General features: G+C 51.8%; 25 protein-coding genes and 1 other RNA gene. 19 read left to right on the top strand and 7 right to left on the bottom strand.

Annotated features, from left to right (window positions below; genetic code table 11):
- Positions 1-27: 27 nt before the first annotated feature.
- Positions 28-436: a transfer-messenger RNA gene (gene ssrA / locus H6868_10385) on the bottom strand.
- A gap of 68 nt (positions 437-504) precedes the next feature.
- On the opposite strand from ssrA, the gene H6868_10380 reads away from it, so the two are divergent.
- The 5 genes from H6868_10380 to H6868_10360 are packed head-to-tail and all read left to right on the top strand — an operon-like array spanning position 505 to position 3,451.
- On the top strand, positions 505-882 hold the full coding sequence (locus H6868_10380; GenBank protein MCB9989719.1) for a hypothetical protein: 378 nt from the start codon (positions 505-507) through the stop codon (positions 880-882).
- Positions 866-1,717: a thymidylate synthase gene (locus tag H6868_10375; protein ID MCB9989718.1), complete on the top strand. Its 852-nt coding sequence runs from the start codon at positions 866-868 to the stop codon at positions 1,715-1,717. Before H6868_10380 ends, H6868_10375 begins: the two co-directional genes overlap by 17 nt.
- Positions 1,718-1,776: 59 nt before the next feature.
- Positions 1,777-2,442, top strand: coding sequence for an HD domain-containing protein (locus tag H6868_10370; protein MCB9989717.1), 666 nt, complete (start codon positions 1,777-1,779; stop codon positions 2,440-2,442).
- 3 nt (positions 2,443-2,445) lie between these two features.
- Complete coding sequence (locus H6868_10365) at positions 2,446-2,880, top strand: DMT family transporter (protein MCB9989716.1); 435 nt, start codon at positions 2,446-2,448, stop codon at positions 2,878-2,880.
- Position 2,881: 1 nt separating this feature from the next.
- Complete coding sequence (locus H6868_10360) at positions 2,882-3,451, top strand: dihydrofolate reductase (GenBank protein ID MCB9989715.1); 570 nt, start codon at positions 2,882-2,884, stop codon at positions 3,449-3,451.
- A 53-nt stretch (positions 3,452-3,504) separates the two neighbouring features.
- Here the strand turns inward: H6868_10360 and H6868_10355 are convergent, their stop codons facing one another.
- Positions 3,505-3,942, bottom strand: coding sequence for a metal ABC transporter ATP-binding protein (locus H6868_10355; GenBank protein MCB9989714.1), 438 nt, complete (start codon positions 3,940-3,942; stop codon positions 3,505-3,507).
- A 138-nt stretch (positions 3,943-4,080) separates the two neighbouring features.
- Positions 4,081-5,181 carry an Mrp/NBP35 family ATP-binding protein gene (locus tag H6868_10350; GenBank protein MCB9989713.1) on the bottom strand — a complete coding sequence of 367 codons (1,101 nt, stop codon included), beginning with the start codon at positions 5,179-5,181 and terminating at the stop codon, positions 4,081-4,083.
- 82 nt (positions 5,182-5,263) lie between these two features.
- Between H6868_10350 and hflK the strand changes: the two genes are divergently transcribed.
- From hflK to H6868_10325, 5 genes are read left to right on the top strand one after another with little or no spacing between them, the layout of a single operon-like run.
- Positions 5,264-6,373 carry an FtsH protease activity modulator HflK gene (hflK, locus tag H6868_10345; GenBank protein ID MCB9989712.1) on the top strand — a complete coding sequence of 370 codons (1,110 nt, stop codon included), beginning with the start codon at positions 5,264-5,266 and terminating at the stop codon, positions 6,371-6,373.
- Between the two features lie 4 nt (positions 6,374-6,377).
- Positions 6,378-7,229, top strand: a complete 852-nt coding sequence (locus H6868_10340) for an amino acid ABC transporter substrate-binding protein (GenBank protein ID MCB9989711.1) — start codon at positions 6,378-6,380, stop codon at positions 7,227-7,229.
- Positions 7,230-7,235: 6 nt separating this feature from the next.
- On the top strand, positions 7,236-8,066 hold the full coding sequence (locus H6868_10335; GenBank protein MCB9989710.1) for a transporter substrate-binding domain-containing protein: 831 nt from the start codon (positions 7,236-7,238) through the stop codon (positions 8,064-8,066).
- Between the two features lie 17 nt (positions 8,067-8,083).
- Positions 8,084-9,019: a protease modulator HflC gene (locus H6868_10330; GenBank protein MCB9989709.1), complete on the top strand. Its 936-nt coding sequence runs from the start codon at positions 8,084-8,086 to the stop codon at positions 9,017-9,019.
- Positions 9,020-9,229 carry a DUF2065 domain-containing protein gene (locus H6868_10325; GenBank protein ID MCB9989708.1) on the top strand — a complete coding sequence of 70 codons (210 nt, stop codon included), beginning with the start codon at positions 9,020-9,022 and terminating at the stop codon, positions 9,227-9,229.
- Positions 9,230-9,239: 10 nt separating this feature from the next.
- On the opposite strand, the gene H6868_10320 is transcribed toward H6868_10325, so the two are convergent.
- Entirely contained in the window at positions 9,240-9,728 is a 489-nt protein-coding gene (locus H6868_10320; protein ID MCB9989707.1) for a hypothetical protein, read from the bottom strand.
- A gap of 261 nt (positions 9,729-9,989) precedes the next feature.
- On the opposite strand from H6868_10320, the gene H6868_10315 reads away from it, so the two are divergent.
- The 9 genes from H6868_10315 to H6868_10275 all read left to right on the top strand — a co-directional run bounded on the left by H6868_10315 (position 9,990) and on the right by H6868_10275 (position 18,108).
- Positions 9,990-10,217 (top strand): helix-turn-helix transcriptional regulator, encoded by a 228-nt coding sequence (locus H6868_10315; GenBank protein ID MCB9989706.1) that lies wholly within the window; start codon positions 9,990-9,992, stop codon positions 10,215-10,217.
- A gap of 85 nt (positions 10,218-10,302) precedes the next feature.
- Positions 10,303-11,775, top strand: coding sequence for a DegQ family serine endoprotease (locus tag H6868_10310; GenBank protein ID MCB9989705.1), 1,473 nt, complete (start codon positions 10,303-10,305; stop codon positions 11,773-11,775).
- Positions 11,776-11,778: 3 nt separating this feature from the next.
- Positions 11,779-12,687: a tRNA (adenosine(37)-N6)-dimethylallyltransferase MiaA gene (gene miaA / locus H6868_10305; GenBank protein MCB9989704.1), complete on the top strand. Its 909-nt coding sequence runs from the start codon at positions 11,779-11,781 to the stop codon at positions 12,685-12,687.
- A gap of 71 nt (positions 12,688-12,758) precedes the next feature.
- On the top strand, positions 12,759-13,064 hold the full coding sequence (locus tag H6868_10300; GenBank protein MCB9989703.1) for a hypothetical protein: 306 nt from the start codon (positions 12,759-12,761) through the stop codon (positions 13,062-13,064).
- 212 nt (positions 13,065-13,276) lie between these two features.
- Positions 13,277-15,058 (top strand): acetolactate synthase 3 large subunit, encoded by a 1,782-nt coding sequence (locus tag H6868_10295; protein MCB9989702.1) that lies wholly within the window; start codon positions 13,277-13,279, stop codon positions 15,056-15,058.
- Positions 15,059-15,110: 52 nt separating this feature from the next.
- Positions 15,111-15,674, top strand: coding sequence for an acetolactate synthase small subunit (ilvN, locus tag H6868_10290; protein ID MCB9989701.1), 564 nt, complete (start codon positions 15,111-15,113; stop codon positions 15,672-15,674).
- An 11-nt stretch (positions 15,675-15,685) separates the two neighbouring features.
- Positions 15,686-16,114 (top strand): hypothetical protein, encoded by a 429-nt coding sequence (locus tag H6868_10285; protein MCB9989700.1) that lies wholly within the window; start codon positions 15,686-15,688, stop codon positions 16,112-16,114.
- A gap of 81 nt (positions 16,115-16,195) precedes the next feature.
- Positions 16,196-17,215 carry a ketol-acid reductoisomerase gene (ilvC, locus tag H6868_10280; GenBank protein MCB9989699.1) on the top strand — a complete coding sequence of 340 codons (1,020 nt, stop codon included), beginning with the start codon at positions 16,196-16,198 and terminating at the stop codon, positions 17,213-17,215.
- A 2-nt stretch (positions 17,216-17,217) separates the two neighbouring features.
- The gene (locus tag H6868_10275) at positions 17,218-18,108 is read left to right on the top strand and encodes a DMT family transporter (protein ID MCB9989698.1); all 891 of its coding nucleotides are present in this window, start codon (positions 17,218-17,220) and stop codon (positions 18,106-18,108) included.
- Between the two features lie 22 nt (positions 18,109-18,130).
- Here the strand turns inward: H6868_10275 and H6868_10270 are convergent, their stop codons facing one another.
- The 3 genes from H6868_10270 to H6868_10260 form a co-directional block, all read right to left on the bottom strand.
- Positions 18,131-19,462 (bottom strand): hypothetical protein, encoded by a 1,332-nt coding sequence (locus H6868_10270; protein ID MCB9989697.1) that lies wholly within the window; start codon positions 19,460-19,462, stop codon positions 18,131-18,133.
- Complete coding sequence (locus tag H6868_10265) at positions 19,431-19,961, bottom strand: PAS domain-containing protein (GenBank protein MCB9989696.1); 531 nt, start codon at positions 19,959-19,961, stop codon at positions 19,431-19,433. The genes H6868_10270 and H6868_10265 overlap by 32 nt, the downstream gene beginning before the upstream one ends.
- Before the next feature lie 137 nt (positions 19,962-20,098).
- A complete protein-coding gene (locus H6868_10260; protein MCB9989695.1) occupies positions 20,099-20,572 on the bottom strand; it encodes a hypothetical protein in 474 nt (157 codons plus the stop codon).
- Positions 20,573-20,594 lie beyond the last annotated feature (22 nt).

Below are 20,594 nucleotides of genomic sequence, written 5' to 3'. Positions count from 1 at the left end.
GTCCAGCGGCGATGTGCAGACATAAAAAATGGGGCGTTCTGTTGCTAGGTGCCCCGGCCCCCACCTGAAACATGCTAATGAATCAGGAATTGAATGTAGCGTGCTACGCAGCCCAATTAGGCGGCGATGGCTTCGCTAACAACAGAGTTGTCGTTAGCGGCTACAGCATAGTTGTTGTCATTTGCAACTATAAAAACAGCCCGATATCGGCGGATACTATACCGAACGCCGTCAATCGCCTTTACTACGCGTGTCGATCCTGTTTCGGCCCCGCCGTCTGGCACCTAAAGCGGTGCTTGATGGCAAATGGTGGAGCCGCCGGGTACTGCCCCCGGGTCCACAACGCTTATTCCGCAACCGCGTTTAGCGTCATATCCGAAGGGAAATCCCTCCGGCACTTTCTATTATAGGGGAGGGACTGTGGATTTTCAAGGATTCTTACTTCCTGCGGTGGTTAGAATCGTCTAGGAATAAGGAAATAAATCATAAAGAAAGAACAGGGATATGTTGGAAGTAAAAAGTATGGTGCGTGCTGAGCGCGCCCGTTTAGGGGGCTGGCGTTTTTCTCCGTTGGCGCGGGCCTATAAAGTGGCGTTGGCCTGTACGCGCAGCGAAGATCTTGCCTTTGAAGACGATGGGGACGAATATCGCGTCCATGTTGAAGCAGGGGAACAATACGGGCTATTGATACGGCATGAGAATCTTTGCCGGCAGTGGGAATTAAAAGAAGGGCAAAAGATTACTCTTTCGGACATATTTAATTCGACGGATTTTACCTTGATTGATGCGGACCTGCCTGTTGAACGAAATGTTGAAGGCCGTGCGGCGTCTCGGTGGGTGCCGGTAAGAAGAAGGGAAAGAACTTATGAAGCAATATCTTGATTTGTGTCAGCGTATTATTGATGAAGGCACGTGGGTGGAGAATAAGCGCACGGGCAAGCGGTGTTTGACCGTGATTGATGCCGACCTGACCTATGATGTCGGGGCAAATGAGTTTCCGTTGATTACAACACGGAAAAGCTTTTGGAAGGCGGCTGTGGCCGAATTTCTGGGGTATATGCGGGGCTATGACAGCGCCGCTGATTTCCGTTCTATTGGCTGCAAGACATGGGATGCCAACGCCAATGAAAACGAGGCATGGCTGAATAATCCGCACCGTAAAGGCGTTGACGATATGGGCCGGGTTTACGGCGTGCAAGGGCGGCGCTGGGCCAAGCCGGATGGCGGCACAGTCGATCAGTTGCGCAAGATTGTCGATGATCTGTCCAAGGGTTACGATGACCGCGGCGAGATTTTGAGCTTTTACAATCCCGGCGAGTTTCATATGGGCTGCCTGCGGCCCTGCATGCATACGCACACGTTTTCGGTGCTGGGTGATACGTTGTACCTGACGTCTTACCAGCGGTCCTGCGATGTGCCGTTGGGGCTGAATTTTAACATGGTGCAGGTGTTTTTCTTCCTGAAGCTGATGGCGCAGATTACGGGCTTAAAGCCGGGGCTGGCGTATCACAAAATTATCAATGCCCATATCTATGAGGACCAGCTGGATCTGATGCGTAATGTGCAGCTGAAGCGGGAACCTTTCGCGGCGCCTACGTTCCATATCAACCCGGATATCAAGACGCTGGAAGATGTCGAGACGTGGGTGACGACGGATGATTTCTCTGTCGAGGGCTATGAATGCCACGAAGCGATTAAGTACCCGTTTTCGGTATAATTTATTGACATAAAATAAATTGGATTTTAAGTTCCTCGTGTCGCTATATGAGGAGCCGCATGTTTTCCGAAGACGATTGGGCGTTTATCAATCATTTGAATGGGCGTTTCCCGCATCTGCGGGAGGCTTTTGAGCGCGCTGTTGCCTTGCCGCCACGAGAGCGTCTTGAGTGGGCGGAAGCCGAGATCGGCAATGTCCTGAGGTCTGGGTATCTTGTTCGGGGTATCCCTGAAGATCAGGTTGAGACCGTTCGCGAGCATACGGATGACGGGCGCTATCTGATCCAGTCGTGGGTTCAGGGAAAGCAGCTGCGCAGGGAGGCGGATACCGGGTTTCGTTTTCATGATATTATCGAGGCCATTACATGGGATTTCCACTGGGAAGACGATATTACGGCCGATGAAAAAGGCCGGGTTGAGATGCTTTCGGCAGATGTGATTTTTGAGCACGATCCCCATAATCATCGCCGTTATTGGGATGATTACCGGCTGTGCCGGACCGAGGCTGCGCGCATTGAAAAAGACGCAGACAAAAATCAGGTTTTATTTCGCACATTAGGTTACCGGTCTAATTTCCCGCATTTGAAAAATAGGCTGGATGAGTTTTGGAATAACCTGAAGGATAGGCAGTGGTTTACGCAAACCGGATATGATATGCATGGTTACGCCAAGCATCTGCGGCAGGTGCAGGAGGCTATATACGGTAATCCAAAGCCCCGGAGGTAGGGTGTGCACTATCTATTGATCCCGTTTGTAATTGGTTTGCTGATCCCGCTACAGGCGATTGTTAATTCCCGCTTAGGTCAGGAGCTCGGTCACCCTTTCTGGGGGACGATCATCAATTTTTCCGTTGGACTGGTTTTTATTTTGCTCCTGGCGCTGGTTGTTCGCGTTCCCGTTCCTGCGGTGGCCGTCATCGGCGGGCTTCCTTTGTGGCTATGGGCGGGCGGTTTGCTGGGGGTTCTTTTTGTGACGGGGACTTTGTTCTCTGTGTCTCATATAGGGGCGGCTTTGATGTTTGCTCTGATTGTGGCCGGGCAGATGTTGTCATCGCTTGTTTTCGACCATTTTCATCTATCCGGGGCTGAACATCCGGTAACGTTATGGCGTATTGTTGGCGTTTTATTTATCATTGGCGGCGTTGTTCTAATTCAGAGATTTTGAGATGACAAAAATTACAGTTTCAGCGATTGCGGCGATGGCGCAGAACCGGGTGATCGGCAAGGATAACGACTTGCCGTGGCGGATTCCGGGGGATCTGGCGCATTACAAGCGGACGACGATGGGTAAGCCTCTGGTGATGGGACGTAAATCGTATGAAGCGCTGGGCAAGCCGCTTCCCGGACGGACGAATATCGTGGTGTCGCGGGCGCTGAAAATCCAGCCAGCGCAGGATACAACGCATTTCGATATGATGGAATCTGTGCTGGCGGATTTAACCGCGCCGCATAAGGACCAGTTCCTGATTGCCCAGAGTTTGGAAGATGCGATTGAAGGGGCAAAGAAAGTTGCGATTGCCGACGGGGTGGATGAAATTTTCATCAATGGCGGCGGGCAGATTTACCGGGCGGCGATGCCGTATGTCGAGCGGCTTTATATGACCCTGATTCACCGGGATTATGACGGCGATACGACGTTCCCGGAGATTAACTGGGATGAGTGGATGGAAATCTCGAACGAAGATTTTCTTGATAACGATCCGCCTTACTCGATCAAGGTTCTGGAGCGGAAATAAAAGCCGCCGTTTTTATCCGGCGGCTTTTCGATGCTTGTTGTCGAGAATAATGCTTACTCGTTTAAGCCTTTTGATTTTACAGTTTCTTCCCGAGAACTCTTGCGTTCCTCTTCCATTTTGCGCGCGGCATCAATTTCCTTGGCAATATCGCAATTCTTTTGCTGCGCTGTTTGTTCAAGAGCTTCGTACTCCCCTTTCAGGCGGGCCAATTCTTCTTTTTGATCGTCACCGATCAGGAAAAACAGTGCCGGCCAGAACAGGACAAGCCCGACTCCCATGGCGGCCGCATCTTTATCGGCTTCCTTGTCCTGAATTCCGGCCACCTCGTTGACACGGGCGCTTACACGGCTGATTTCTTCCCGGATCTGCTTGCAGCTATAGTTTTCGTATTCCACAGGGGACACGTATTGAGGCGTGACGTTTTCAGAATGTGAGGCGCAACCAATCAACAGGAAAGAAGAAACGGCCAAAGCACTTAATGTTTTTTTCATAAGGGATTCCTTTTATAAATTATTTTTGATGCTCCGTATCTAGATAATTGCAACCATAAGTGCAAGGGTTAATTTGTAGCCTTATCCTTTGATGGAGGCTGCACATGCTTGTTTTTTTATGATGTGTCGTGTGAGTCCTTAATGACAGCCACAGCCGGAACCGCATGAGCCGGTTTTATCGGCGGCGGGCGGGTTTTTCAGGTGTTTAGCCAGCTTTTCAGCCATTTCTTTGTACGATTTGGCGTAGGCACTGTCCGGGGCGCTGAGCGTGATCGGGGTGCCGTCGTCTGCGGCGCTACGGATGGCCATGGCCAGCGGCAGGCGGCCTAAAAACGGGACACCCAGTTCCTGCGCTTCTTTTTCAGCGCCGCCATGGCCGAAGATCGCTTCTTCGTGGCCGCATTCCGGGCAGTGATAGGTGCTCATATTTTCAATCAAGCCGAGGATTGGGACGTTGACCTGTCCGAACATTTCGATGCCTTTGCGGGCGTCGATCAGGGCCAGATCCTGCGGCGTCGAGACAATCACAGCCCCCGCCAGCGGTATGTTCTGGGCGATGGTGAGCTGGGCGTCGCCGGTGCCGGGCGGCATGTCGATTACCAAAATATCAAGGGCGCCCCAATCGGTGTTGCCGTACATTTGCAGCAACCCCTTATGGACCATCGCGCCGCGCCAGACCACCGATTTTCCGGGCGGGACGAGGAACCCCATCGACATGACTTTCAGGCCGTGGGCCTGCGGCGGGACCATCATATTATTCTCGGTAATGCCGGGGCGGTCCCCTTTCAGGCCCAGTAGTTTTGGCACGGACGGACCGAAAATATCGGCGTCCATCAAGCCGACTTTTTGCCCGGCTTTGGCCAAGGCTACGGCCAAATTGGCCGCCACGGTTGATTTTCCAACGCCGCCCTTGCCGGAGGCAATGGCGACAACGTATTTGATATTCGGCGCCGGGCGTTGTTCCGGTTTGGCGGTGGCGCTGGCCAGTGGGCTTTGCGGTGGCGCCGGCGGGCGCTCAGCGGTCAGGATGGCGGTGGCTTTCTCAATACCCGGAAAACTGTTGGCGGTGGCCTCGGCCTTTTGCCGCACGGTTTCCATGGCCTGTGCCCTGTCCGGTTCAACGGCGATTGTAAAGGTTACGTGTTTGCCGTCAATTTGCAGACCTTCAATTCGTCCCCCTTCCGGCTCGACAATAGGAGAGAGAGTTTTCAGGAGTTTTTTCTTTGTGGAGCCGAACATAAGGTTGCCTTCTGTTTAAATCACTATATTGTGATGATAACCGTTATCAAACACACGAAGAAAATTAAATAGGGTTTTTAACATGACCGACAATGACAACAAGAATCCATGGGGCCGTCCGCGTGGAAATGGTGGCCAGAATCCTTGGGGCGCGGGGCCTCGTGGCAGCGGCGGCGGCGATGTGCCGCCTGATCTTGATGAAATGCTCCGCAAGGCGCAGGAAAATCTTCGTGATGTGATGCCGGGCGGTTTTGGCGGTGGCAAAGTTATCGGGGGCGCAGTTTTGGCGGTGGCCTTGTTATGGCTGGCCAGCGGATTTTACACCGTTGTTCCTGAAGAATACGCCGTTATCCAGCGTTTCGGTGCGTGGGAGCGGACACAAACAACGCCGGGGCTGGGGTATCATGCGCCGTGGCCCATTGAAACGGTTAGCAAGGTGAATGTCACGACGGTGCGGGAAATGGCGATCGGCTTTACGTCTTATGGCGGCCGGAACAGTGAGGGTAAACGCGATTTGCCGGAAGAAAGCCTGATGCTGTCTTCGGACCTGAATATCGTTGATATCGACATGGTTGTGCGCTGGAATATTAAATCGGCTGAGGATTACCTGTTTAATATCCAGGATCCTGAAGGCACGGTTAAGAAGGTTGCTGAAAGTGCGATCCGTGAAGTGGTCGGCCAGACGCCTATGTCCCAGATCATCACCCAGGACCGGGTAAAAGTGGCGCAGGCCGCGCAGGAAATTCTGGTTAAGAACCTCGATGAATATAAATCCGGGATCAATATTTCCCAGTTTCTGATCAAGGAAGCGGTTGTCCATCCCGATGTGCAGGGCGCTTTTCAGGATATGCAATCGGCCAAGCAGGATGCTGAAAGCTTCCAGAATCAGGCTGAGCAATATCGTAACGACATCATTCCGAAGGCCCGGGGGCAGGCAATCAAGATGAAGCAGCAGGCCGAAGGGTACAAACAATCGACAATCGCCCGCGCGACCGGGGATGCCGAGCGATTTAATTCGGTCTACGAAGCGTATTTGAGCGGCAAGGATGTCACGCGCGAGCGGATGTACATCGAAACGATGGAAGATGTCCTGAAAAACGCCCAGAAAATCATTCTGGATGAAAACGGAAAAGGCAGCGGCGTGGTTCCGTATTTGCCTTTGAATGAACTTAAGCCTGCCGCGGGAAAGTGAAACAATGAAACAGATTCTCTCTATTGTGATGGTTTTTATGCTGTTGGCGCTTTCGTTGCCGACAGCCTATGCCGCTGATAAAGAATCTGTTTATGACCGGGTAATGCAGACAGGGGAAATCCGGTGTGGTTATGCCATTTGGGATCCTGTTTTGTATAAAGACCTCGAAAAGAACGTGTTGTCCGGCATTATGTATGATTTGATGAATGAGGTTGGGGAGCGTCTGGATTTCAAAGTTGAATGGACCGAGGAATCCGGTTGGGGCACGATTGTAGAGGGCCTGCATACGGGGCGTTATGATATGATCTGCGCCGGTTTAGGGCATAGCAGTGCGCGTGCCAAATTTATCGATTTCGGGACGCCTCTTTTTTATACGCCGATGTATGCGGCGGTTAAAGACGGCGATACACGTTTTGATGCTGATGTTTATGCGCTAAACGATCCTGCTTATAAAATATCGGTTATGGACGGGGAGCTTTCCAGCGTTGTTGCTCGTCAGTCTTTTTCGGCAGCGCAGACGGTTTCCTTACCGCAAGTTCTCGATTATTCAATGCTGCTCAAGGAAGTCGAGATGAGCAAAGCCGATGCGACGCTGGTGGAGCCGTCGGCTTTTCGTGAGTATGAGAAAAACAATCCCGGTAAGCTGAAACTTCTTGATGGCGGTGATCCTATCAATGTGTTCCCTGTGAGCGTTGGATTACCGCGCGGGGATATGGCTTTTAACCGGATGATTGACGTGACCCTGACCGAGCTTATCAATGATGGGACGGTGGAGCGCCTCCTTCGTCGCTATGAACGATACCCGGAGGCGTTTTTGCGCACGGCCAAACCTTATCAACCGTACCGGAAAGACTAGGGAGGGATGATGAAGTTTATAAACCTGATTATTTTGTCTTTGTTTTTGATCGTATCGACGGCGGATGCCTATGCCGCTGACGAAGAATCCGTTTACGACCGGGTGATGCGGACCGGGAAAATCCGGTGCGGTTATGTCGTCTGGCCGCCTTATTTGCTGAAAGATCCCAATACGGGCGAGTTTTCCGGTTTGTCGTATGATTACATGAAGGCCTTGGCGGAAGAGCTGGATTTGCAAGTTGAATGGACCGAAGAGGTTGGCTGGGGCAATTTTGGCGCCGGGCTGGATGCGGATCGTTATGACATGATGTGTGTCGGGGTCTGGCAATCCGGGCAACGGGCTCGGGCGGCCCTGCTGAGCCGGCCCATTTATTTCAATTCCATGTTTGCGTATGCACGGGAAGATGATGATCGTTTTGACAATGGTGCAGAGGCTATTAATGACCCGGGTGTTAAGATCGTGGTTATTGATGGGGATATTACGCAATCGGTGCGCCGGATGAATTTTCCTCAAACACAAGAATACGCTGTACCGGAATTTGCTGATTCTTCCCAGTTGGTTTTAAGTGTTGCGACCAAGAAGGCCGATATCACTTTTGAAGCGCCTATGAATGTTAAACGTTACAACGAAAACGCAGAAGTGAAACTCAAAATGGTCGGGAATGGCGTACCCATGCGTGTGTTTGGTAATGTGTATGCTTATAAGAAAAATGAATTTGCCTTTAAGCATATGATGGATACGGCCATTGAGGCTATCAACACTTCCGGCGTAGGCCCGGCGTTCATTGCGCCTTACGAACCTGAATTCAAACCCATTGCCGCAGGCTATAGACAATAAAAAAAGGAACGAAAACGATGAAACTTTTACACGGCGTTATATTGATTGTGCTGGCTTTGGTGATTGTCGGGACGTCGCAGGCGTTGTTTACCGTCGATCAGCGGGAACAGGCGATTGTCCTGCAGCTGGGTAAACCGATGGGTGAGGTCAAGGGGCCGGGGCTGCACTGGAAAATTCCGCTGGTGCAGGAAGTCCGCACCTTTGATCGCCGGGTTTTGCCGGTCGACCCGCAGCCCGAGCAAATGGTTTTGTCGGCCAATCAGGCCGTGGAAATGAGCGATAAGCCGGAAGATGCCGCAGCAAACAAGGTGCTTATGGACGATGTCAGTTCCGAGCCGATTATCGTCGATACGTTTGCGCGTTACCGGATTACCGATCCGTTGATGTTCATGAAAACCCTGCAAACGGTCGTTCGCGCGAACCAGAACCTCGAAAACATTATGAACGGCGCGACGCGTGACGTGCTGGGGAATACGACGCTGCAGCAGCTTCTCTCTCCGAAGCGGGCCCAGATCATGGAAGATATCCGGGGCCGTGTGAACCGTACGATCGCCAAGGATGAAATGGGGATTGAGCTGGTGGATATCCGGATTGTGCGGACGGACCTGACCAAGAAATCCGAGGAGCGTACCGTGAACCGGATGATTTCCGACTTTAGCAAACGGGCGACGGAAACGCGCTCTGAAGGGGAAGAGCGGGCGCTGGAAATTAAATCCACGGCGGAAAAGGAGCGCTCGGTTTTGCTGGCTGAAGCGCAGCGGGATTCCCAGATTATTCGCGGGGAAGGCGACAAGATTGCCATTAAGACCTATGCCGAAGCCTTTAACAAGGATAAGGATTTTTACGGTTTTACGCGGTCTATGGAGGCCTATAAGAACACGATGGCTAATCCCGAAACGCGTTTGATCCTGTCGCCGGACAGCGAATTTTTCAAGCACTTTAAAGGCGAATAATTGAACGATTTTGTTCTTTATATTGCGACGGCTATCGCTTTGATTTTTGTGATCGAAGGTTTGATTTATGCCCTGTTTCCTGATTTCGTCCGCAAAATGATGGCGATGGCCGTGATGTTGCCGGTTTCCCGTTTGAGGTTGTTCGGCGGTATGATGGTTTTGACGGGCGGCTGTATAATCTGGGGGCTTTATGCCCTGATCGGTGAGTGATCCGGGTTTTTCATTCGGGATCTTCGAGAACAGGGATGCCTTTTTCCAGCATGTATGTTCGTATGCGTTTTTCGTGCTCGATTTCAGATTGATTGAGGTCTTTCAATATTTCCGCCATTTTTGATCGCGGCGTGCTTGTCATGTACTTGTCGTATGTCGCCTCCACGCAAAGTTTTTCAAGATACAGCGCCATGTTAAAGGCGACTTCTTCCGTAGGTGGATGGTCCGTGTAGTCTTTTATCAAGGAGCGTATATATTCGTTGCGCTGCTCAATTTCTTGCATTTGCCGGGGGATTAGTTCGCCGCGCATGTTCTCATCGGGCTCCAGATATTCATCCAGCGCTCTTAAAACGGAAGCGTGGTTTTTTTCCTCTAAAAGCAAGGACCACCAGAAATCCTTGTGCACGGTGAGGTTGTGGCTGAAGATTTTGTATAGCTCTGCCATGTAGAGCTCGGCAAAAACAGACTCTCTGAGAAGATCAGATAGTGTATTTTTCATTATACCTTCTTTATGTGCCAGATTTGTTCGCTCTGACCTCAGGATACCCTTGTTCTTTTGTATTTTGGGTTCCTCTATTTATTCATATTATTCTCATAATGTTGTTTTATCAACACAAATGTAGCTGAAAGACGATGGTTCGGCGTGCGAAAAGGTACTATAAAAGTCCTATTTATTTTGTAATGGTATGAATATATTTTCTAATATATCCGCTATGGTTTTGTTTTTTATGTGAGTGTGTTGTTCCGCAGGGGGAATGTTATGAATAATTCTATTCGTAGGGCAGGTTTATGTATCAAAATGAGGCGTCATGAACTCAAGCTCAGTCAGGAGGAGCTTGCGCTGCGTTCCCGGCTTGATCGTACATATCTGTCCGGCATAGAAAACGGCAAAAAAAATCTGTCTTTGGCTGTTTTTCTGCGTTTGTCAGAGGCTCTGGAAACGGATCCGTGGACACTTCTGCAAGATGCGCTTGAAAAAAAATCATAAGGTTGACCCGTCACCCATATAGCCCTAGTTTACCGGTAGTTCTCTTTTTTTGACCTTCAATGGATGAATATCTGGGGTAATCAACATGCGTATAGTCTCTTTATTTACAGTGGTTCTTATGCTGGCTTTCACGGGAAGCGGGTTTCCCTCGGCAGCTTTTGCCCGCGGCATGATCCCCGGCGATGCGCCGGTGTCGTTTGCGGACCTGGCGGAGCGGCTTTTACCGTCGGTGGTAAATATTTCATCGACCCAGAAAGTTGAATCTATGGAAGATATGCCGGAAATGCCGCATTTCCCGCCGGGATCCCCGTTCGAGGATTTCTTTGAAGAATTCATGGGCAAGCACGGCGATGTGCCGATGGTTCCTCCGGCTTCGCTGGGGTCCGGTTTTGTGATTGATGCCGAACAGGGCTATATCGTTACCAATAACCATGTGGTCAAGGATGCGGATGAGGTTCGGGTTACGTTCCATGATGACAGCACAATCGAAGCCGAGGTTATCGGCCGTGACGAGAAAACAGATCTGGCTGTTCTGAAGGTTAAAACGGATAAAAAGCTTACGGCGGTTGATTTTGGTGATAGCGATGGTCTGCGCGTGGGTGACTGGGTGCTGGCGATCGGGAACCCCTTTGGTTTGGGGGGGACGGTGACGGCCGGGATCATATCGGCACAGCAACGCGATATTAATGCCGGGCCTTATGATGACTTCATTCAGACGGATGCTTCGATTAACCGCGGAAACTCCGGCGGTCCGATGTTCAATCTGGATGGCAAGGTTATCGGGATTAATACGGCTATTTTTTCGCCGTCCGGCGGTAGCGTCGGTATTGGCTTTGCCATACCATCGGCTCTGGCCAAGCCGGTAATTCACCAGATTATCGAATACGGTCATACGCGCCGCGGCTGGCTGGGTGTGCGCATTCAAGAGGTTACGGATGAGATTGCCGACAGTCTCGGTCTGGAAAAAGCTCAGGGAGCGTTGGTTGCCAGTGTTACGGCTGATGGCCCGGCGGAAAAAGCCGGACTGGAAACCGGGGATGTTATCCTCGAATTTGATGGCAAAAAAGTTGGCGAAATGCGCCATTTGCCAAGAATTGTGGCGGAAACCCCGATTGATAAAAAGGTAGATGTTTTGTTCTGGCGGGATGGCAAGAAGAAAAATGTTTCCGTGAAAATCGGTGAGCTGGAGAAAGCCGAGGAAGACGGGTTGCTCGAAAGCAAGGCGACGGAAGCCCCTAAAAAAGACACCGGTGTTGACATTGAGAGTGTGGGAGTGACCCTGATGGGGCTGTCAGACCAAAGCCGCGAAGCTTACGGCGTTGCTGATAATGTCGATGGCGTGCTGGTCGGCGGCGTGAAGCCGATGTCGGAATCGGCAGAAAAAGGGCTGGCTGAGGGCGACGTGATTGTCGAGATCAACCAGCAGGCTGTTTCCGATCCCAAGGAAGCGGCTGAGATCATCAGGAAAGCGGAGAAAGCTGGTCGGTCGTCTGTGTTGCTCTTGGTTGAGCGCAGTGGCGATGTCCGGTTTGTCGCGTTGAAACTGAAGAAAAAATAAGCTGTGAACGGCCCGGAACAAACGGTTTACGTGATCGCCGGGCCGACGGCCAGCGGAAAATCGGCGCGGGCGCTGGAACTGGCGGCGGATAAAGACGGCATTATTATCAATGCCGATTCCGTGCAGGTCTACGACGCGTTACCGACGCTGGCAGCCCAGCCTTCGCTGGAAGAACAGGCGCAAATCCCCCATGAACTTTACGGCGTGTTGCCGCCGGCGCAGCCTTGTAGTGCCGGAAACTGGTGTGAGCTGGCTTTGCCCGTGATTGAGCGGGTTTTGGATGAGGGGCGGGTGCCGATCGTTGTCGGTGGCTCGGGCCTGTATATCAAGGCGCTGATGGAGGGATTGTCACCGATCCCCGATATTCCCGATGACGTGCGGCAGGCGACGGTTGAAAGGCATGCGGAACTGGGGAATCCGGATTTCCATGCGGCGCTGAGAGAGCGGGATCCGGTGATGGCGGATCGTTTTCATCCGTTTCACACAGCGCGGTTGATCCGGGCTTGGGAGGTTCTGGAAGCCACAGGAAAGAGCCTTGCCGAGTGGCAGAAAATGCCCGCCGAGGGGCCGCCGCCGCACTGGAAGTTTGATGTGACGCTGGTGATGCCCGCGCGTGATGTTTTATATGATCGCTGTAACCGGCGGTTTGACGTGATGCTGGAACACGGCGCGCTGGATGAAGTGAAGGCGCTGGACGATCTGATCCGGGCGGGCGATGTGCTCGATACCGTTCCTGTGGCCAAGGCGCTGGGGTTCCGGCAACTCCAAAGTTATCTGGCCGGTGATATGACGCTGGAGGAAGCGGTCGAAAAAGCCAAAGCCAAAACCCGCCAGTTTGCTAAACAGCAGGTGACATGGTTTCGGCATCAGGTGAAACCTGCCAAAAATGTTGACGTAAAAATACACTCATGATAGGTTCCCGTTCCCGTTGTGGATAAAACGGGTATAACGGAAATTATTTAATTAGTTGAGTGTGTTATTTGATGTTTAGTATCGCTGATAAATTTGTAGGCCCTCAGCCTGCCGGTGTTGAAGTTGGCCCTCCTTCTCCTTCGGGAGTTGCGGAGATTTCTCCAAATCAGCATGATGCCAATATGGTACCATATCGGGACCAAGTTGTTCATATCGGGCGAAATGTTGCCAGTGAAATTCCCGCAAGTCCCGGCCAAACAGGCTTTTTATCCAGTCATTTGCACAGCGCGGTAAGTGGTGTACAGCAAAATTGTATTGGTGTTTCTGAAAAGGGTGTTGCCAATGCTCGACGTTTTAATGTAAGACAGATGTCATGAACATGTTTTTAAACACAGCAAACGCCGTTCAAACGCAAGTAACCCTCGTGGTGGTGCTTGTGGTGAGCGTGCTTGTCCTGGTGGGCGAGGCGGCGTTGTTGGTTTGAATTTTTTAAAAAGTTCGTGAATGTAAGCAACGCCCCTGATAAAACATCTTGGGGCGTTTTTTGTACCGGAAAGAAAGGGACCAGACGATGATTGGAAAAGCAGCCATGGCCATCAAGGAAAAGACGCGGAAAAGCACGCCGAAAAAGCAGATGATGACGGGGGCCGAGATCGTTATTCAGGCGCTTCTCGATCAAGGTGTAGACACTATTTTCGGTTATCCGGGTGGTGCAGTCCTGCCGATTTACGATGAAATTTTCAAAAGTCAGAAAATCAAACATGTTCTGGTCCGGCATGAGCAGGCGGCTTTGCATGCCGCCGAGGGGTATGCGCGCTCGACCGGTAAAGTCGGCTGTGCGCTGGTGACGTCCGGGCCGGGGGCGACAAACGCGGTGACGGGGTTGACCGACGCGCTTTTGGATTCTGTGCCGTTGGTTTGCATCGCCGGGCAGGTGCCGACATTCCTGATCGGAAACGATGCGTTTCAGGAGGCCGATACCACCGGGATCACGCGGTCTTGCACAAAACACAACTATCTGGTCAAAGACGTCAACAAGCTGGCCGATACGATCCATGAGGCCTTTCATGTCGCGCGAGCCGGACGCCCGGGGCCGGTTTTGATCGACCTGCCCAAGGATGTTCAGTTTGCCAACGGTGCTTATAAAGCGGCCGAAGACGAACGTCCCCGGAGCTACAAGCCGCGGACGGAGCCGGAGCATACGCGTATTGAAGCGGCTGTGCGCATGATGAGCAAGGCGAAACGTCCCGTATTTTATATCGGTGGCGGCGTTATCAATGCCGGTCCGGAAGCAAGCGCGGCGCTGATCCGTTTTGTTCGTGAGACCGGCTTTCCGATTACCAGCACCCTGATGGGGCTGGGCGCTTATCCGATGTCGGACAAGCAGTTTTTGGGAATGCTCGGCATGCACGGCACGTATGAGGCCAACATGGCGATGCATGACTGTGATCTGATGGTTTGTATCGGGGCGCGGTTTGATGACCGGGTGACAGGGCGGACGGATGCGTTTTCTCCGAATTCGAAGAAAATTCACGTTGATATTGATCCCAGTTCGATCAACAAAATTATTCCCGTCCATGTGCCGATTGTGGCCGATGCTTTGTCGGCTTTGACGGCCATGGAAAAAGCCTGGAAAGCCCATGGCTATAAAAGCGATGCGGCGGCTCTGAAAAAATGGTGGGTGCAAATTGAGGACTGGCGGGCGGTGAATTGCCTGCGCTATCGGCAAATCGGCGAGACAATCAAACCGCAATATGCGCTGGAACGGCTGCGGGAAGCGCTGGCCAAAGACAAGCGGGAAAACTTTATTACAACCGAAGTCGGCCAGCACCAGATGTGGGCGGCGCAATTCTTGCAATTTGATAAGCCAAACCACTGGATGACATCCGGCGGTCTGGGGACGATGGGATACGGCTTTCCGTCGGCCTTGGGTGTGCAGATGGCGCATCCGGATGCCGTGGTGGTCGATATCGCCGGTGATGGGTCGATTCAGATGAACATTCAGGAAATTGGCACGGCGATCCAGTACCGATTGCCGGTGAAGGTCTTTATCCTGAATAACCGTTATCTGGGGATGGTGCGCCAGTGGCAGGAGCTTTTGCACGGCGAGCGTTATTCCGAGAGCTATTCGGAAACGCTGCCTGATTTTGTCAAGCTGGTGGAAAGCTATGGCGGGATAGGCATTCGTGTTGAAAAAGCCAGTGAGCTGGACGATGCGATTGCGCAGATGCTGGCGACCGACCGGGTAACGTTCGTTGATGTCGCGGTGGATGAGATGGAAAACTGTTTCCCGATGATCCCGTCAGGCAAGGCGCATAACGAAATGATCCTGTCCGCCGATGCCGAGCAATTTGACAAGAAGCTGGTTTAGGCTGGACAGTCTGCATGGCGCGGACTAAAACCGAAAGATAAGGAGAAAATTTATGGCGACAGAGGCAGTTTCTCACAGCGTTTACGGCGAAGGCCCGGCGCAGGAAGCCATTGAGACGCATACGCTGGCGGTGCTGGTCGATAACGAGCCGGGGGTTCTGGCGCGTGTGATCGGCCTGTTTTCCGGGCGCGGTTATAACATCGACAGCCTGACGGTGGCGGAAACCAATGCGGCTGAGCATTTATCCCGTATTACGATCGTTTGTTCCGGGACGGCGTTGGTGATCGAGCAGATTAAAAACCAGCTGGGACGTCTGGTGCCGGTGCGGCAGGTGTCGGACCTGACGATTGAAAGCCCGCATGTGGAGCGCGAGCTGGCCCTTGTGAAGGTGCGTGGGACAGGCGACAAACGAGTGGAAGCAATCCGTACGGCGGATATTTTCCGTGCCCGCGTGGTCGACAGTACGGTTGAGAGCTTTGTGTTCGAAATTACCGGCACATCTGAAAAAGTGAACGCTTTTATTGACCTGATGGTGCCGCTGGGGATGGTTGATGTCAGCCGGACCGGCGTGGCGGCCATACAGCGCGGCAAAAAAGCCATTGGAGATGTTAAATGAGAGGACAGACCATGAAAAAACAGATTCTTATAGCAGGGGCCTTATTGTCATCTGTTGTGGTGGGCGGCTGTGTCGACCGGGCAACGGCGGACGCGAAGCTGGTGAAGGCCTGTAAGGCCGGGGTGGAAGCCCTGTTACCGGAAGGGGAAGTGATTGAGCGTGTTGCGGGATCAGAGGTTAAAGATTCCCCGACGGGGGCCGGTCATCGCCATGTGACCCTGACGGCGATCAAAGATGACGGCTGGCTGGAAGAAGAGGTGCCGTATGAGTGCGTGTTTGAGGAAAGCTTTGGTTTCCTGAGCATGAATTACACGGCTTCGGTTTATCAGGTCCGTTTGAGCGAAGATAAAATTGTAGGCAAGGTTGGCTCTAAAATTCAGGGGGATCCCGAAGAATTTGTAAAACTGACCGATGCTATTCGTGAAGCTTTGTATGAATAATTTTTTAGAAAGAGGGAAAATAAAACCATGTCACAATCCAATGTAGCGAAAATGCCGAGAAATCCGGAGAACAAAACATCCATGAAAGTTTATTACGATAGCGATGCCAATCAGGCGTTAATCAAGGACAAGAAAGTCGTTGTGGTTGGCTATGGCTCGCAAGGTCATGCCCATGCCCAGAATTTGCGCGATAGCGGTGTGAAGGATGTACGGATTTCCCTGCGCCCGGAATCAAAAACCGCAGTGAAAGCCAAAGATGCCGGGTTTGAAGTGATGGCGCCGGCGGAAGCGGCAGCCTGGGCCGACGTGGTGATGGTTTTGGTGCCGGATGAGCTACAGGCCGACCTGTACAAGGATCATTTGCACGCCAACATGAAACCGGGGGCGGCACTGGCTTTTGCGCACGGCTTTAATATTCATTTCCGCTGCATCGAACCGCGCGAAGATCTGGACGTTTTTATGATTGCGCCGAAAGGTCCGGGGCATACGGTCCGCGGCGAGTATACCAAGGGCGGCGGCGTGCCGTGTCTGATTGCGGTTGAACAGGATGCCAGCGGCAAAGCTTTTGATATTGCCTTGTCCTATGCCAGCGCTGTTGGCGGCGGGCGTAGCGGTGTGATTGAAACCACGTTCCGCGAGGAATGCGAAACTGATTTGTTCGGGGAGCAAGCTGTTTTGTGCGGCGGGATTTCCCACCTGATTCAGGCCGGGTTTGAAACGCTGGTAGAAGCCGGGTATGCACCGGAAATGGCCTATTTCGAATGCCTGCATGAAACCAAACTGATCGTTGACCTGCTTTATCAGGGCGGTCTGGCCAATATGCGTTATTCGATTTCCAACACGGCGGAATACGGGGATTATGTTTCCGGGCCACGTGTGATTACCGATGAAACCAAGGCCGAAATGAAACGTATTCTGGAAGATATCCAGAGCGGTAAATTTGCCCGTGATTTCATTCTGGAGAACAAAGCCGGGGCGATTAACTTTAAAATGATGCGCCGCCGGGAGGCCGAGCATCCGATCGAGGATGTCGGTGAACGTTTGCGGGCGATGATGCCGTGGATCGGTCACAACCAGTTGGTCGATAAGTCAAAGAACTAGGTGTGAATTCCGGTTCAGGACAACATTATCCTTTGAAAGCCGCTGCCTTTGCTTTGGCGGCGGCTTTTATGTACATGGTCATGAATATGGCCGCAAAGCTGATCAGCGAAGCTCATACGCCGGTTGAGGCCGTTTTTTACCGCAATGCCGGGGCTTTTGCCTGCGTGCTGTTTTTTATGGCGGCGACGCGGCAATGGGGCAAAATCAAAACGAATAATCTGAAAGGGCAGATTGTCCGCGCCATTATCGGGAATATCGGCCTGTTTATGACGTTTACGGCCTTTGCGATGCTTCCTGTGGCCGATGCGACCGCCATCATTTTTACGGCGCCTTTGTTTGTTGTTTTGCTGTCCATGCCGGTTTTAGGGGAGCGTGTTGGACCGTATCGTATGCTCGGGACGGTCTTCGGTTTTTGCGGGCTGCTGTTTATCCTTCAACCCGGAAGCGGGGAATGGAATCTGGGGATTGCGGCGGCGCTGGGGGCCGGGGTTGCCAATGCCGTGGTGTCTGTGACCTTGCGGCAACTGGGAAAAACGGATGAGCCTCTGACGACGGTATTTTATTTCATGCTGATTGGATGCCTTTTGACCGGGGTGGTTATGCCGTTTGTCTTTACCATGCCGTCAGGGGATGAAATATCCCTGATCCCACTTATCGGTGTCGCGGGCTTTTTAATGCAATTTTCCAATACCTACAGTTACCGTTTCGGCGAAGCCACCATGGTGGCACCGCTGATTTATACCCGTTTTATCTGGGCGGTTTTGTTTGGCGTTCTGTTTCTGGGTGAATGGCCGGATATCATGGTCTGGACGGGCGCCGCCATTATTATTGTCAGCAACCTGTTTATCCTGTGGCGGGAACAGCGCCAGAAGCAGGACATAAAGCCTGTTTAAGGCCGGTTATGTCGCGTGTTTGCTATCCGTGGGCATATTGCTCCCGACAGCGATCCAGATATTCTTCGATCATTTTCCGGAGTTCGGAAGATTGTTCCGACAGGCGGGTTGCGACATCCAGAACATTGCTGGAGCCGCTTTCCGTGCCATGAGCGACTTCCAGAACGGTTTTGCTTGAATCCAGAACCAGATTAATGCCTTCGGATGTGGCCTGGATGCTCTGGATGATTTCCTTGGTGGCGGCTTCCTGTTCTTCGACAGCGGCAGAAACGGCTGTGGCGCTTTCATTAACGCCGTTGATCGTAACGCCAATTTTTTCGACGATATCGACCGTGTCGCCGATTTTTGACTGGATGGCGCCAATGTGCCGGGCGATAACGTCGGTGGCTTCTGTGGTCTGGGCCGCCAGTGTTTTAACCTCGTTGGCAACCACGGCAAAGCCTTTGCCGGCATCTCCGGCGCGGGCGGCTTCGATCGTCGCGTTCAGGGCCAGCAAGTTGGTTTTATCGGCAATCTCGGTGATTAGATTGATGACATCACCGATTTCCCGTGCGGATTCGGACAGGCTGGCAATCATATTATTGGCCCGGCTGACTTCGGCGTGGGCTTCTTTGGTTGTATTTGATGATTGTGCTGTCAAGCGCGCGATTTCAGAAATAGAGGCCGATAATTCTTCAGAGGCGGCCGCCACGGTCTGGACGTTATTTGATGTGCTTTCCGCGGAAGATGACATTTCAGTTGCACGGTTTGCTGTGTTTTTTGCGTTATCCTGCATTTCAAAGGAAGTGCTTTGCATGTTTTTGGCCGCGTTGCCGACATTGTCCATCATGTTGTGGATCTGGCTGTCAAACTGATTGGTCAGAACGCTGAAAGCCTTGATGTCGTCGGCTTTGGATTTTGTCGCCTGATTGACTTTATGCGAGAATGTACGGAAATCGCCGGGCATGCCGCGTTCCAGGATCAGGCGGTATGTCTTGCCGTCGCGGATATGTTCCATGGAGGCTTGCGTTTCCCGCATAAAGGCTTCGGAAACATCAAGCAGATGGTTAACGCTCCATAACAAAACGGCGACTTCGCCCTTATTTTCAGGGATGCCGGTAATGCGGATATTAAGGTCGCCGCGGGCGGCTTTCTCAATGGCTTCGCTGGCGGTGATGATATTGCGCCGTCCTTTAACGATAAAAACCACGTTGACGATACTGACGGCAAAAGCCAGTAAAGCGAGTGTGATCCCCACCCAGTCGGCCTGATGATGCCCGATCAGAACGGCTTGGTAAATCACATAAAAACTGGAAAAGAGAACGACGCCGAAACTGCAGATTTCAGCGCGATATAGTGAGGACCAGTTCTTCATAGCTCATTCCTTTTTCTTTGCAAATTTTGACAAGTGTTGCCAAGGCTTCATTCATGCCTTCTTTACTGTTGGCGCTGGCGTTTTCGATGTCGAGAAGCTGCTTATAGATAGGCTCGACAATGTTAATGGGATCGCGATCCGGGCATCGGCGACTGGAATGATAACCGATGATCTGGCCGCCAGCATTAAAAGACGGGGTAACGTGGGCAAAGACCCAGTAAAAATCACCGTGTTTTGTCATGTTTTTAACGTAGGCAAAACATTCATGCCCGTTTTGAATGGTGTCCCATAAAAATTTAAAAACGCAGCGCGGCATGTCAGGATGGCGCAGGATGCTATGGGGCTGGCCCAAAAGCTCGGCTTCCTTGTATCCGGCGATTTTGCAGAAGACATCGTTCGCGTAAGTAATCCGCCCCTTCAGGTCGGTTTTACTGACGATGATTTCCTGAGTTCCGAAGAAGACTTCTTTTTTGGTCGGTGTGACCGCGTATTTAGCCATGGGTTTCTTCCCTTATGGAGCGTTTTCTGTCGAAGCTCTATACTAACGCAAAAAACGGGAAAAATAAATTCCCGTTTTTTTATTTTTTTATTTGCCAATTACCTTTGAGAAGTGGTGAATACTTTAGACATATAAAATTATTGTAATTGTAACCCGTGCTTTGTATATAGTCCGATCGGACGTTCGGTTCGTCCGTCATACAACAAAAACAGACCATTTTCCTTGCTGTCCGTTACCCGGTAGACCTCATCAACCATGGCAACGACCCGGCGTTTATCTTCACCGCCCAGCCGGTAAAACATTTCGCCGACAGCCAGAACCGGGACACCGTCTTTTATGTACTGGTCTTTGAAAACGCCGGCTCGATACAGTTTATCGACCATTTTGTCGTTACCGCCCCGTTGATATCCCCAATGAGAAGGATACCATCCCCTGTTATCCCACTGCGTGTTGTGTGGCTCTTTGGCCGGCTCTATATACGGTTTTTCGAAATCCAGATTGCGCCAGTGCGACGGCCCCCAACTCCATATCCATGGTTTTGACTCGGCTTGCGCCTGTGCCGCAAACCCGGAACAGAGAATAAAAATACTGCAGAATAAAAGGTATCTCATGATATTTGCCTCACCTGATTTT

Source organism: Rhodospirillales bacterium (assembly GCA_020638175.1).
Taxonomy (GTDB): domain Bacteria; phylum Pseudomonadota; class Alphaproteobacteria; order Micavibrionales; family Micavibrionaceae; genus JACKJA01.
The sequence above is the reverse complement of the archived record's forward strand: the minus strand, read 5'-3'. Positions and strand labels throughout refer to the sequence as shown.